This is a genomic window from Paraeggerthella hongkongensis (assembly GCF_003726035.1).
GTDB classification, from domain to species: Bacteria; Actinomycetota; Coriobacteriia; order Coriobacteriales; family Eggerthellaceae; genus Paraeggerthella; species Paraeggerthella hongkongensis.
In genome coordinates this window covers 71,207-83,993 of record NZ_QICD01000008.1, presented here as the reverse complement: position 1 = coordinate 83,993, position 12,787 = coordinate 71,207, and the positions used below count along the sequence as shown (strand labels likewise).

Here is a 12,787-nt window from a genome sequence, read left to right as displayed (position 1 = left end):
TTGTTGCGGCGGCGACCTTGCTGCGTGCGCTTCAGCGGGTTGAGCGGTGCGTCTTCGAGCGGAGGCGCTTTGCAACGAGCACGAGCGCAAGGACGCCGATGCCTATGAGCACGATGGTTCCGCCGGGCTTGAGCCCGAGTTCGTAAGAGACCGTCAGACCGATGGCGGTTATGGTCACGCCGATTCCGCAGGACAGGATGACGACCTGCTTCCAGCTGCGGGCTATGTGCAAGGCGCAGGCCACGGGCACCACCATCATCGATGAGACGATGAGCGCTCCGACGGTGCGGGCCGCAACGGACACGCAGAGCGCGGTGATCAGGATGAAGGCCGCGTTTACGGTTTTGGTGCGCACGCCCGCAAGGCGTGCAGCCCGCTCATCGAGCGTGACCAGGAACAGCTCTTTGCGCATGAGCGCGCACAGCAAGAGCACGGTTGCCCCCACGGCCGCTACGGCAAGCAGGTCGTCGTCGTTGACGGTGACGATGCTGCCGAACAGGAAGCTGGAGAAGCTGGCGGCGTTCGGGACGAATCCGGAAAGCACGCCGGCCAATCCGATTCCGCACGACATGACGATGGCGATGGCAAGCTCTGCGTGCCCCTCGAATCGACGCCGGATCACCTCGATGGCGCCGGCGGCTCCCAGGCAGGCGATGGTCGCCCCCAGCACGGGGTTGATTCCCGCGATGAGGCCGCCTGCTACGCCGGCCAAAGCGGTGTGGGAGAGCGCGTCGCCCATCATCGACAGGCGTTTGAGAACCACGACCACGCCTACGCACGGCACCGCGATGCCAAGGATCAAGCCGGCGACGAAGGCCCGCTGCATGAACAGGTACTCGAACATGGCGCCTCCTCCTTGGTGGTGTTCAGGGGTTTTTCCCGTATCGTGCCGGACTCGAGCACGAGCATGCTCGCGTGCAAGCGAGGCAACCGCGCCCGATCGTGCGTGACGAGCAGCACGGTGGTTCCCCATGACGAGGCCGCCTCGCTGGCGATTCGCGCAAGGGCTTGCGCGCTGTCGTCGTCGAGGTTGCTCGTAGGCTCGTCGAGCACGAGCAGTTTCGGCTTCGCCACGATTGCGCGGGCCAGCAGCATACGCTGGAACTGTCCTCCGGAAAGCTCTCCTATCAGGTGCTGCTCGAATCCCGCCAGCCCAACTTGGCGCAGGGCCTCAAGCGTTTTCGATCGATGTGCGGGTCGGTAGGGGAGAAGCGCTTTCGATTCTGCATAAAGGCCGGCGCGAACCGTTTCGAACACGGTTGCAGGGAAGCGACGGTAGTCCGAAGGCGCTTGCTGAGGGACGTAGCCTACGTGCTGCCATGACTTGAACGATCGCGCGTCCTGCCCGAATAGCTGGATGGCGCCCTCGTTCGGGAAGAGCTCGGCAAGCAGCAGCTTGATCAAGGTTGATTTGCCGGATCCATTTGCTCCGGCAAGCACGTAGAACCCGCCGGGCGCGAGCGTGAAGCTCGCGCCCTTGAGTACGGGCGAGGTTCGGTACGAGAGCCGTACGTTGTCGAAAACGACTGCGGGATGAGGCGAAGACGCAACGCGCTGGTTCACGAGAGCGCCTTGACCAGTTTGTCGAGGTTTTCCGTCATTACCGAGACGTAATCCTGCCCCGCGTCGATTTGCTCTTGTGTCAAGCCTTCGAGCGGATTGAGCTGTTCGCATGAAGCGCCGCTTGCGTCGGCTATCGCCTGGGCTATTTTGGGGCTGACGAGTTCTTCGGAGAAAATCACGCTGACGTTGTTGGCTTTCACGAAGTCGACGATGCGCGCCATGTCCTTGGCGTTCGGCTCGGCATCCGCCTCCATGCCTTCAATGGGCATTTGGGTGAGGCCGTAAGCGTCGCACAGGTACCCGAAAGCCTGATGCGACACCACGATGGTTTTGCGCGGCACCGAGGAAAGCTTGGTTTCGTACGCTTTGTGCAGGTCGTCAAGCTTTTCAGACCAGGTTTGGTAGTTCGCTTCGTAGACGTCTTTGCCGTCGGGGTCGGCTTGCACGAGGGCGTCTCGGATATTCTTCATTTCTTGCTTGGCATTTTCGGGGGCAAGCCACACGTGGGGGTCGTATCGGCCGTGGTCGGCGTCTTCGCCGTGCTCGTGCGCGTGATCGTCGGCATGGCCGTGGTCATGCTCGTCTTCCGAAGCGGCCGGAAGCAGCGCTATGCCGTCAGAAGCCGCAACGCTTACCAGGTGCTTGTTTTGAATGCTGTGGAGCACGTCGTGGGTCCAATGCTCCATTCCCGCTCCGTTGTACACGAACACGTTGGCGGACTCGATGGTTTTCATGTCGGCAGTCGAAGGCTCCCAATCGTGAGGTTCGGTTCCGGCGGGAACCAGGTTCGTGACCGTGACGCGGTCTCCTCCGATTTTCTGGGCGAAGTCGTACAAGGGGTAGAAGCTGGCTACCACGTGGACTTTTCGGGAGCCCTGATCGTCTTGCTGCGAGGCGGTCTGGGAGGAAGCGCATCCTGCGAGCATCGATGCGATCAAAAGCCCCAGCACTGCCAGGATGGCGATAAGGGGTGCAGGAGTTCGGGGCGCGTTTGCGGCGCGCTGAGAAAAGGCGTTCATATACGATCCTATCATTTGAAGGAGAGGGTGTGGGTTGTGCGCGATGCACGGGTTGTGCGCGAGCGCGAAGAGTTGACCGATGCGCCGCGATGCATGCGGAGGATCAGATGTCCAGCCTTGTTTTCTGGTGGATGAGTGACCAGCAAGTTTCTAGAGAGGACGAGGGTTCGTTCGGATGCGCGAGGAACGACGGGCTTGTTTCGTATCCGAGCGTGCTTGCGCCTTCCGATGAGGCAAGGACGAGCGCGGCGTGCCCGGATGCGACGAGGTGGCAGAGGGGACATGCGTCGCCGGTGCATTCGTGGACCGCCTTGTCGGCGATGGTCAGGCTTGCGGTCAGGGAAACCAGGGCAAGGCTTGCTGCGACCAGGCAGGCTGCGAGCCTTGAGCGCATGCTAGGTTGCATAGGGCCCCGATTCTTGGCGATCGCGCGCTTCGCATGCTGCGCACAGGCCGTACAGGACGGTTCTGCGCTGATCGATTTCAAAGCCATGGCGTTCTTTGACGTGGTGCGAAAACGATTGCAGCATCGAGCAGTCGAGCGGCAGCACCGCTTTGCAGCGAATGCACGAAAGCTGTCCCTGCCGATCTTGGTCGGTGCTGCGTGCGCGGTAGCGTGCGGCGGTTCCTTTGATGCCGGCAACTTTGACTACGGCTCCTTGGGCGACGGCTGCTTCGAGCGTGCGGTACACCGTGGTGCGGCCTATGGCTGATCCGTGGGATTTCAGGTTGCCCCAGACTTCGTCGACGGTGAGGAATTCGTCCGCATGTCGATCCATGCACTCGGCTACGAGCGCTTTCTGCTTGGTTCGATAGGCGGTTCGCGGAGTCACGGTCTCTCCTGAGTTGATCTGAAATCGAAATTAGATTCCAGAATATAGACAGAGCGCGCATGCCTGTCAAGGACGAGGAGGGGATGGACGCGTTGATGCGGCTCGATAGGCAGGACGTGAACGCGGTTCGCGGTTGAAGAAGCGGCGATTGCGAGGCGTTTTCGAGAGCATGGATTTTCTGTGTTGAACATGGTATGCTTTCCAATTAAAGTTAGCTATAACTAACATCGAGGCGTATGAACGTAGGGCGGATTTGTCCGCACGATTTCCCAAGAGAGAAGAGAGTTGCGTATGGAATCTATAGACAAGGCCGCCGCGCAGCGCGTGTACGTGCGCCTGATAGAGCCGGTGAGGGGGCGAATTGTCAAGAACATCGTGATAGCGGCGCTTTCCTCGCTGTGCGGGTTCGTTCCCTACTTCGCTATTACGCGCGTGGCGCAAATTTCGATTGTCGAAGGCGTGCCTTCGCTTGACGAACTTGCCTTCTGGGTGCTTCTGGCCGTTGCCGGCGCTGTAGCGGGGAGGATTTTGTTCGCGCTTGCCACGAGCAGCTGCCATTACGCCGATGCTGATTTTCGCGTGCACGTGCGCACCGTGCTGGTGGAGCATTTGGGCAAGGTTCCGCTGGGATGGTTCAGCGACAACAACTCGGCTCAGGTGAAGCAGGCTGCCACCGACGATGTGCTCAACTTGCATCAGTCGGTCGGGCATGCGCCGGTGGACGTGACCACGGCGCTGCTTTCCCCGCTTATTCCCCTGGTGTACCTGTTTACCGTGGACGCTCGATTCGCTTTGCTGGTCGTCGTCTACCTTGCTGCGGTGATTGGGGTGGCATGGCCCTTCATGATGAAGGACTTCGGTCCGCTCAACAAGCAGTACAACGAGGCATTGGTCGAAGTGTCTTCGGCAAGCGTCGAGATGATCGACGGCATAGCCGTGGTGAAGACCTTCGGTTCGGCGAGCCGCGCCGGTGTGCGGTATCGAGAGGCGACGGCTGCGTTGGCCAAGATCTGCTACGAATGGACCAAGAGCACTTCCAATCCGTTTAGCCTGATTTCAGCTTTGTTCTCTCCTGCAACCATGTTGGTGGTCATGGCCGCCGCCACGCTGTTTTTTGTTTCCCAGGGCATCATAGCGCTCGAGCAGTGCATTCCGTTTCTGGTGCTGGGAGTGGGAATCCCTTCGGCGATTCTGGCCCTGTTCGTGTCGGTGCGCTTTTTGCAGCAGTCGGTTCAGGCTGCCGACCACCTTGCCACTGTCCTGGACGTTGCCCCGCTTGCAGAGCCGGAGAGCCCGCTGCCCGTGGGCGACGGTTCGCTGCGTATCGACTTCGAGGACGTGTCGTTTGCGTACGGCCCGGACTCGCCTTTTGTTTTGGAGGGGATTGACGCCAAGCTTGAGCCGGGAACCGTGACGGCCCTGGTCGGCGACTCCGGAAGCGGCAAGACCACGTTCGCGCGTTTGGTCCCGCGATTCTGGGATCCGGTTTCGGGTGCGGTGCGCATGAACGGCACGCCGCTTTCCGATCTTGCCTCGAGCGACGTGCTGTCCCAGGTTGCCGTGGTGTTTCAGGACAGCATGCTGCTGCGCGCGAGCATTCGGGACAACATTTGCTTGGGAAAGCCCGGCGCAAGCGACGAAGACATGGTGGCGGCGGCGCGCAAGGCTCAGATTCACGAACGCATAGAGGAGCTTCCCTGCGGCTACGACACCGTGGTGGGAAGCGAGGGTGCCGACCTTTCGGGCGGCGAGGCGCAGCGCGTTGCCATCGCGCGCGCCATCGTGCAGAACGCTCCCATCTTGGTGCTCGACGAGGCGACGGCGCATGCGGACCCCGAAAACGAAACGGCTATCCAAAGGGCGCTGACCGCCCTTGCGGCGGGGCGTACGACCATCGTGATTGCGCATAGGCTGGACACTATCGTGCATGCGGACCAGATTCTGGTGTTGAGCCGCGGTCGGATCATCGAGCGCGGTTGCCATGCGGAGCTTTTGGCGGCGGACGGTCATTATGCGGCATTGTGGAAGTCCCAGCAGGTGGATGCGATTGGAAAGGCCCCGCATGCCGATGCTGCTTCGTGCGGGACGGAATGCGCGGGCTCTTCGGAAGAGGGTTCGTTCGGAGGTGAGGACCGATGATAACCACTCAAATGGACAACCTGGTGGGCAAGCCTACCGGCGTGAAGCTGCAAGCGTTCTTGTACGTGCTGTGCGGTCTGTCGGAAGCGGCCATATACGTGGCGCTGCTTCCCTTGCTGCGATCGCTTGTTGCTGGCGACTATGCTGCAGCGGCGTACCTGCTGGCCCTGGCGGCCGCACTGGCGCTGCTGAACTGCGGAATTGGATTCTGGGCCGACAATCGCGGGTACCTCATCGGTATCGAGGAAGTGATGCATTCGCTTCAGGACAAGCTGGGCGATCATATCGTGCGCCTGCCGCTCGGCTGGTTCACGAAGGAACGATCGGGTCAGGTTTCCACTCTGCTTACGAAGAACTTGCAGATGGCCATGAACATGCCAAGCGTATTCATGCGCCAAATGATCTTGGCCGTGACGACGCCTGCGGCGGTTTGCCTGCTGTTCTTCTTCATCGATTGGCGCATCGGCCTTGCATTCGTGATCATGGGGCCGTTCTTGTTCTGGGGCTCGCGTCGCATGGCGAAGGCTGCGGGAACGAACCATCGGGAAGAAGAGCGTTCGAGCGCCGAGGTTGCGGCGCGCGTGCTCGAATTCGCCCATGCCCAACCGGTTTTGCGCGCGACGAAGCGCTCGGTGGACGGATGGGACGTTTTGGAGCGAGCCTTCGAGGACGATCGTAAAGCGACGATCGACACGTTGCGAAAGTGCGCTGCTCCGGTTGGGCAATACACGCTGTTCGTGCAAGCTACGTTTGCCCTCGTGTTCGCAGTGTCTACGGTTTTGCTGGGCTGGGGGCAGATCGACGTCGCCTCGTACGTGTTCGTAGCCGTTCTTTCCCTGCGGTTCATTGATCCCTTGTCCTCGATCGGCCAGCAGGGCATGGCTTTGCGCGTGGCGAAGAACTCCCTGGACGAATCGGAAGAGATTCTGAACGAAGCTTCTCTGCCGGAGACGAAGAATCCTCGGATTCCAGCCGGTTCGCGCATCTCCTTCGACAATGTCGGGTTCTCCTACGATGGGACCCGCACGGTGCTGAAGGACGTGAGCTTGGTTTGCCCCGAGAACAGCCTTACGGCGCTGGTCGGGCCTTCGGGTTCCGGCAAAACGACTCTGACCCGGCTGGTTGCCCGATTCTGGGACGTGTCCAGCGGCAGCGTGAGCATTGGCGGCGTGGACGTGCGGGACATGCTGCCCGACGAACTGATGCGCCAGGTGTCGTTGGTGTTTCAGGATGTGTACCTGTTCGACGGCACCATTGAGGAGAACGTGCTGATCGGGCGTCCTGACGCTTCTCCCGAAGAAGTTCGCCGAGCCGCCCGCGCAGCCCGCTTGAACGAGGTAGCCGATCGTCTTGAGCAGGGATGGGACACGCCGGTCGGGGAGGGGGGCTGCCGCCTGGCGGGCGGCGAGCGCCAGCGCGTTGCCATTGCCCGCGCCCTTCTGAAAGATGCTCCCATCGTGCTGTTCGACGAGGCGACGGCAGCGCTCGACGCCGAGAACGAGGCGGCAATCGTGGAGGCCATGCACGAACTGGCGAAGGATCGCACGGTTATCGCGATCGCGCATCGCTTGTCCACCATTGCGGCAGCTGACCAGATAGCCGTTCTGGAGGATGGGCGGGTCACGCAACTGGGAATCCATGCCGAGTTGGTGCAGGTTCCCGGACGGTATCGGTCGTTCTGGCGCGAACGCGAACAAGCGGAAGGCTGGAGGCTGACCGACCGGGATTAGCGGTTGGGCCGGAGTCCGGCGGCGTGGGCGGCCGGGCTCCGAAGCTGTATGAACACATGACGTTTGAAAGTAGGATTGATATGGAACAGACAGCGAAAAACACCCCGAAAGCTCAGGGCGGGGCCGAGTCGCGAAGATGGGGCGTTAAGGAAGTGGTGACCGCGGTGCTGTTCAGCGCCTTGATCATCGTGATTCAGATTTCGATTGCTGCCATCAGCACGATCAACATCGATGTATCGATGGTTGCCAGCACGGCCATTTCCTCATTTGCCGTCGCGCCTTTGTACTTCCTCATGATCATGAGGGTCAACCGCTTCGGCACCACGATATTCCTTGCGGGTTTGACTTCGTTGGCGTTTTGCTTGATGGGCAATTACTGGTACATGATCCCGTTTTACTTTGCCGGCGGCTTGATCATCGAGCTGCTGTTTTTGCGCACGCCCGCTCTTCGGTCGAAGCCCAATTGCGTGGTGGGGGCGTGGACGACGTACAGCTCTTTGTACGTTCTGTCGTCCATTATTCCCATATATGTGAATTTGACCGCCTACATCCAAGAAACGCTGGAAGTCCGGCAAGTGGGGCAGGCGTACATCGACGCGTACCTTAAGTACTATACAAGCTGGGAGTGGCTGGTCGGCATTGTGGCGATCACCGCAATCGGAGGATTGCTGGGCGCGCTTGTGGGCAAGCGCCTTATGAAGAAGCACTTTGCGAAGGCGGGTGCTATCTAGCATGGAAGGAAATGCTCAAGGCAATCGGTTCGCTCGTGCGTCGGAGCCGCAGGTCATGCGTCTTGCTCCCGCTTGGAGCGAGGCGGGGTTTGCTATGGGCACCAAGGCCGCGGTGCTGGTTTTGACGGCGGTTGCGGTTTCGGTTGCGGGCAGTTCGCCGTTCACGCCTTTCCTGACTGGGATTTTGCTGGCCTACCTTGCCGTTGGCGGGCGGGCCGGCATGGCGCTCAAGCTGCTTGTCGCGTATGCGGTATTGGGCGGGGTGTACCTGCTGCTGGTGTATCTGAACGCCCGGATCTTGGTGTTTTCTCCGGTGCATCTGTATGCCGGCTTGAACTCGTATCCCGTTATGGTGGCGGCTCTTGCGGTAGCGCTCTCGCCGCCAGGCTTGATAAGCGCTGCGCTGGCAAGGGCGTGCGTTCCCAAGAAGTTCATCGTGGGCGCGCTTGTTTTGCTGCGATTTCCGCCGACGGTTCGCTCGAGCGTCCATCGTTTGCGCGAGTCGTGCAGAAGGCGCGGTGTGCTTTCGCTGCGCTGCGTGGCGGGCGATCCTGTTCAGGCGTTCGAGCACGTTCTGGTTCCCCTGATGTTTTCGCTGGTGGATAGCGCGGACCGGCTGTCGTCTTCGGCTGTTGCTCGTGCGGCCGAGGCTCCGACGCGGCGAACGAGTTACTATCGCAGCCCCGTGAAGCTTGCGGATGCGGCGTGTTTGGTTGTGTTCACGGCGGCGATTGCCGCCTATGTTTGGCTTTCGTGAGGAGCGTGGATGAGGATGCAGGAAGATCCTATTGCGCAGCTTGTGCAGGTGCGCTTTTCGTATCTTGATGCGCCCGAGACGCTTCACGGCGTGGACTTGAGCGTGAAGCCCGGGGAATGCGTGGTGCTGATGGGCGCATCGGGCAGCGGGAAGACGACGGTCGTGCGAATTCTGAACGGGCTGGCCGGAGGGTACTATCGTGGGGACGTTTCCGGCGAGGTGTTCCTGGGCGGCCGTTTTGCGCGCGATCTTGCGGCTTGGCAGCGATCCGAGCTGGTTGGCAGCGTGTTCCAGGACCCGGCGACCCAGTTTTTCTCCAGCCAGCTTGTCGGAGAGGTTGCGTTCGGCTGCGAGAACATCGGGTATCCCCACGCCGAAGTGGTGAGCCGAACCGACGCGGCTATTCGGCGCTTGGGGCTGAACGATCTGCGCAGGATTCCCGTGGATCAGCTTTCGAGCGGGCAGAAGCAACGCGTGGCCATTGCGTCTGCTTTGGCTCCTGCGCCGCGCATCGTTGCTATGGACGAGCCGTCCGCCAACCTTGACGAAGCTGCCGCCCAAGAGCTGGGCGCCGTATTGATGGACTTGAAGCGGCAAGGGTACGCGCTGGTGGTGGCGGAGCATCGCATTGCCTATCTGATGGATTGCGCCGATCGGTTCTGCTATATGGAGCACGGGGAAATGAAGGCGGTGCTCTCGCGATCGGACGTGTTGGGCATGTCCGATGCCGAGCGCGCTGCGATGGGCGTGCGCAGCCCGACTCCCGTGCGGCGCCCTCTTTTGCATGCGCCCGGCTTCGAAGCGGAGGATTCTTCGACCGTGCGTTCGGAAGAGGCTTCGAAGGGTGCACGTCCAGCGCCAGAACCGGCTGTGTTGGACGTGCGCGACTTAACGGTTTCCCGCGGAAGGAAGGTTCTTTTTTCGGGAGCTTGCTTTGAGGTGCGTTCGGGGCAGATTCTCGCGCTTACGGGGAGCAACGGCGTGGGGAAGACCAGCCTTGCTCAGGTTGTGGTTGGGCTGCGGCGACCCGATGCGGGCGAGGTGCGCATAGGCGGCGCGGCGCTTTCCCGGCGAAGATTGCGCGAACGGGTTTGGTACAGCCCTAACGACGTGAGCATGGAGTTCTTTGCGGCGCGCGTTGACCAGGAGGTGCTGCTGTTCGTTGAGAAAAGCGAAGAACGCGCGGCGTATGCCGAGCGCATACTCGAGCGGTTGGGCCTCGATGGGCTCCGGGACCGTCATCCCGCTTCGTTGTCGGGCGGGCAGAAGCAGCGATTGTCCATTGCGTGCGGGTTGGTTTCGCGTCGATCGGTGCTCATGCTGGATGAGCCTACCAGCGGCCTGGATGCCGTCAGCATGCGCAAGCTGGCCGATGCTTTGCGGTGCGCGGCCGATGAAGGCGCTGCGGTTGTGGTGGTTACGCACGACAACGAGTTCATGCGCGCATGCTGCACGCATCGGTTCGACCTGGAAGGGCTGGTTGCGTAAGGCTTGCTGTCGAGCCGGGGATGGGACGGGCTGTGGTTGGGCAGCGAGCGGAGCGGGCGCTGCCCGGAGCTTGGGGTTTGGCCGGTGAATCAACCCTTCATCGGCGGTGCGTTCCTCCCTTGTGCGCATGTTGTGAAGCGCCTAGTAAAATGGCATAGATGAAGTATCATATCCGCAAGACCTTATCAGGAATTAATATCATTAGTGGATAGGAGTTTCAGCATGTCGATGATCAACAAAGAGGTAGCCGATTTCAGCGTGCAGGCGTTTCAGGATGGCGAGTTCAAGACGGTGACCAAGGAAGACGTCCTGGGCAAGTGGAGCGTGTTCTTCTTCTACCCGGCCGACTTCACGTTCGTGTGTCCCACCGAGCTTGAGGACCTGGCCAACAAGTACGACGAGTTCAAGGCTGCCGGTTGCGAGATCTACTCCGTTTCCACGGACACCCATTTCGTGCATAAGGCGTGGCACGACGCTTCCGAGCGCATCCAGAAGATCCAGTACCCCATGTTGGCCGACCCGACGCATGCGCTGGCGCGCGACTTCGAAGTGCTTATCGAAGAGGACGGCCTGGCCGAGCGCGGGAGCTTCATCGTGAACCCCGAAGGCAAGATCGTCGCGTACGAAGTGACCGCGGGCAACGTGGGCCGCAACGCCGAAGAGCTGCTCCGTCGCGTGCAGGCCAGCCAGTTCGTGGCCGAGCACGGCGACGAGGTGTGCCCTGCGAAGTGGCAGCCGGGCGCCGAAACGCTCAAGCCCAGCTTGGACCTGGTCGGTCAGCTGTAATTCCGAACATGGCGAACGAGCAGACGCTCTACGACGCCGTCATCGTCGGCGGTGGGCCTGCGGGGCTCACCGCCGCGTTGTACCTGGCCCGGGCCCGCTACCGGGTGATCGTCGTCGAGCAAGACCATTTCGGCGGGCAGATAACCATCACCTCTGAGATCGTGAATTATCCGGGCGTTCCCAGCGCGAGCGGCAAGGAGCTTGCGGAGTCCATGCGCAGCCAGGCCGAAGCGTTCGGCGCTGAGTTCTTGCTGGCCGAAGCGGTGGGCGTCGACCTGGAAGGCGACGTGAAGACCGTGCGCACCACGCGCGGCGATTTGCAATGCTTCGCCGTGCTGCTTGCCACCGGCGCGCATCCTCGTCGCGTGGGCTTTGCAGGCGAAGACGCGTTCCAGGGGCGCGGGGTGGCGTACTGCGCCACGTGCGATGGCGAGTTCTTCGAGGGCAGGGAAGTGTTCGTGGTGGGCGGCGGCTACGCGGCTGCCGAGGAGAGCGTGTTTCTGACCAAGTACGCCACGCATGCGACCATCCTCATGGTCACTGACGACTTCACGTGCGCTTCCTCGGTTGCCGACGAGGCGCGTGCCCACGAGAAGATCACCGTGCTGCCCCATACGCAGCTGGAGGAGGTTTCGGGCGACGACGCCGTTCGGTGCGTGCGCTATCGCGACACTGCAACCGGCGAGGTGACGAAGCGTTGCGCCTCCGAGGGCGATTCGTTCGGCGTGTTCGTGTTCGCCGGATACGAGCCTGCAACCGAGCTGGTGCGCGAGGCGGCGGAGGTTGACGAGTTCGGCTACATCGTGACCGACCGATCGCAGCGCACGAGCGTCGAGGGCTTGTACGCTGCAGGCGACGTGTGCGTGAAGGCGCTGCGCCAGGTGGTTACGGCTACGGGCGAGGCTGCGCTTGCCGCCACGGAAATGGAGCGCTACGTGGCCGCGATGCAGGAGCGGACGGGCTTGGTTCCCGTGCGGCCCGTTCGTGCGACGGCGCGGGCGGCAAGCTTGCCCGTTGCCACGGAGACGCCTCGCGAAGGCGACGGCTTGTTCGATGAGGCGACTCGCGCTCAGCTGGACACGGTGTTCGGACGCATGGAGAACTCGCTCGTGCTGCGTCTTTCGCTCGGCGAAGGCGCTGCGTCCGAAGAACTTCGAGCCTACATGGAGGAGCTTGCGCGTTTGACGGACAAGCTATCGGTGGAGGTGAGCCAGGATATGGGCGAAGAAGCCGAGGCTCCGTGCGTGCGGGTGCGTCGACCGGACGGGACCGCCACCGGCCTGGCGTTCCACGGCGTTCCGGGAGGCCATGAGTTCACCTCGTTCGTGTTGGGCTTGTACAACGCCGCAGGTCCGGGGCAGCCTATCGACGACGAGTCGCGTGAAGCTATCGCAGCGATCTCTCGGCCGGTCGACCTGAAGGTGCTGGTGTCGCTTTCGTGCACGATGTGCCCGGATACGGTGGCGGCCGCGCAGCGTATCGCGGCGGAGAGCCCTCATGTGCGTGCGGACGTGTACGATTTGAACCACTTCCCGGACTTGAAGGAGCGTTTCAACGTGATGAGCGTGCCGTGCGTCGTGGTGAACGACGGCGAGCGCGTGAGCTTCGGCAAGAAGAACCTGGGGGCTCTGCTCGACTTGGTGGGCTAGTCGGCAGGCGGGGCGACCCGACCGTGATCTGCGCTCCGGCGAGCCCGTTGCCAGAGCGCAGATCACGGTCGGGTCGTTGTGCTTTGGGCGGC

General features: G+C 61.7%; 11 protein-coding genes. 7 read left to right on the top strand and 4 right to left on the bottom strand.

Translation table 11 applies throughout. The features are described 5' to 3' along the window. Positions 1–31: 31 nt before the first annotated feature. From DMP08_RS05865 to DMP08_RS05850, 4 genes are all read right to left on the bottom strand, one after another. Entirely contained in the window at positions 32–844 is an 813-nt protein-coding gene (locus DMP08_RS05865; RefSeq protein ID WP_123192021.1) for a metal ABC transporter permease, read from the bottom strand. Then, a complete protein-coding gene (locus tag DMP08_RS05860; RefSeq protein WP_161555425.1) occupies positions 799–1,563 on the bottom strand; it encodes a metal ABC transporter ATP-binding protein in 765 nt (254 codons plus the stop codon). Before DMP08_RS05860 ends, DMP08_RS05865 begins: the two co-directional genes overlap by 46 nt. Continuing rightward, positions 1,560–2,582 (bottom strand): metal ABC transporter substrate-binding protein, encoded by a 1,023-nt coding sequence (locus DMP08_RS05855; RefSeq protein WP_123192019.1) that lies wholly within the window; start codon positions 2,580–2,582, stop codon positions 1,560–1,562. Before DMP08_RS05855 ends, DMP08_RS05860 begins: the two co-directional genes overlap by 4 nt. Before the next feature lie 395 nt (positions 2,583–2,977). Beyond that, positions 2,978–3,415, bottom strand: a complete 438-nt coding sequence (locus tag DMP08_RS05850) for a Fur family transcriptional regulator (protein WP_123192018.1) — start codon at positions 3,413–3,415, stop codon at positions 2,978–2,980. Positions 3,416–3,706: 291 nt separating this feature from the next. Between DMP08_RS05850 and DMP08_RS05845 the strand changes: the two genes are divergently transcribed. From DMP08_RS05845 to DMP08_RS05815, 7 genes are all read left to right on the top strand, one after another. Next, positions 3,707–5,554: an ABC transporter ATP-binding protein gene (locus DMP08_RS05845; protein ID WP_123192017.1), complete on the top strand. Its 1,848-nt coding sequence runs from the start codon at positions 3,707–3,709 to the stop codon at positions 5,552–5,554. Further along, positions 5,551–7,284: an ABC transporter ATP-binding protein gene (locus tag DMP08_RS05840; RefSeq protein ID WP_123192016.1), complete on the top strand. Its 1,734-nt coding sequence runs from the start codon at positions 5,551–5,553 to the stop codon at positions 7,282–7,284. The genes DMP08_RS05845 and DMP08_RS05840 overlap by 4 nt, the downstream gene beginning before the upstream one ends. An 80-nt stretch (positions 7,285–7,364) precedes the next feature. After that, positions 7,365–8,015, top strand: coding sequence for an MptD family putative ECF transporter S component (locus DMP08_RS05835; RefSeq protein ID WP_114567526.1), 651 nt, complete (start codon positions 7,365–7,367; stop codon positions 8,013–8,015). Between the two features lies 1 nt (position 8,016). Continuing rightward, positions 8,017–8,772, top strand: a complete 756-nt coding sequence (locus tag DMP08_RS05830) for an energy-coupling factor transporter transmembrane component T (RefSeq protein WP_244596832.1) — start codon at positions 8,017–8,019, stop codon at positions 8,770–8,772. Positions 8,773–8,781: 9 nt separating this feature from the next. After that, the gene (locus DMP08_RS05825; RefSeq protein WP_244596831.1) at positions 8,782–10,260 is read left to right on the top strand and encodes an ABC transporter ATP-binding protein; all 1,479 of its coding nucleotides are present in this window, start codon (positions 8,782–8,784) and stop codon (positions 10,258–10,260) included. A 222-nt stretch (positions 10,261–10,482) separates the two neighbouring features. After that, positions 10,483–11,046, top strand: a complete 564-nt coding sequence (gene ahpC / locus DMP08_RS05820; protein WP_123192015.1) for an alkyl hydroperoxide reductase subunit C — start codon at positions 10,483–10,485, stop codon at positions 11,044–11,046. Between the two features lie 8 nt (positions 11,047–11,054). After that, positions 11,055–12,695, top strand: a complete 1,641-nt coding sequence (locus DMP08_RS05815) for an FAD-dependent oxidoreductase (RefSeq protein ID WP_123192014.1) — start codon at positions 11,055–11,057, stop codon at positions 12,693–12,695. The last annotated feature ends 92 nt before the right edge of the window (positions 12,696–12,787 follow it).

Bases quoted from the DNA above. Each gene is read 5' to 3' on its own strand.
- DMP08_RS05865 (WP_123192021.1), bottom strand. From the start codon at position 844: ATGTTCGAGTACCTGTTCATGCAGCGGGCCTTCGTCGCCGGCTTGATC.
- DMP08_RS05855 (WP_123192019.1), bottom strand. From the start codon at position 2,582: ATGAACGCCTTTTCTCAGCGCGCCGCAAACGCGCCCCGAACTCCTGCA.
- DMP08_RS05845 (WP_123192017.1), top strand. From the start codon at position 3,707: ATGGAATCTATAGACAAGGCCGCCGCGCAGCGCGTGTACGTGCGCCTG.
- DMP08_RS05840 (WP_123192016.1), top strand. From the start codon at position 5,551: ATGATAACCACTCAAATGGACAACCTGGTGGGCAAGCCTACCGGCGTG.
- DMP08_RS05835 (WP_114567526.1), top strand. From the start codon at position 7,365: ATGGAACAGACAGCGAAAAACACCCCGAAAGCTCAGGGCGGGGCCGAG.
- DMP08_RS05830 (WP_244596832.1), top strand. From the start codon at position 8,017: ATGGAAGGAAATGCTCAAGGCAATCGGTTCGCTCGTGCGTCGGAGCCG.
- DMP08_RS05825 (WP_244596831.1), top strand. From the start codon at position 8,782: ATGAGGATGCAGGAAGATCCTATTGCGCAGCTTGTGCAGGTGCGCTTT.
- ahpC (WP_123192015.1), top strand. From the start codon at position 10,483: ATGTCGATGATCAACAAAGAGGTAGCCGATTTCAGCGTGCAGGCGTTT.
- DMP08_RS05815 (WP_123192014.1), top strand. From the start codon at position 11,055: ATGGCGAACGAGCAGACGCTCTACGACGCCGTCATCGTCGGCGGTGGG.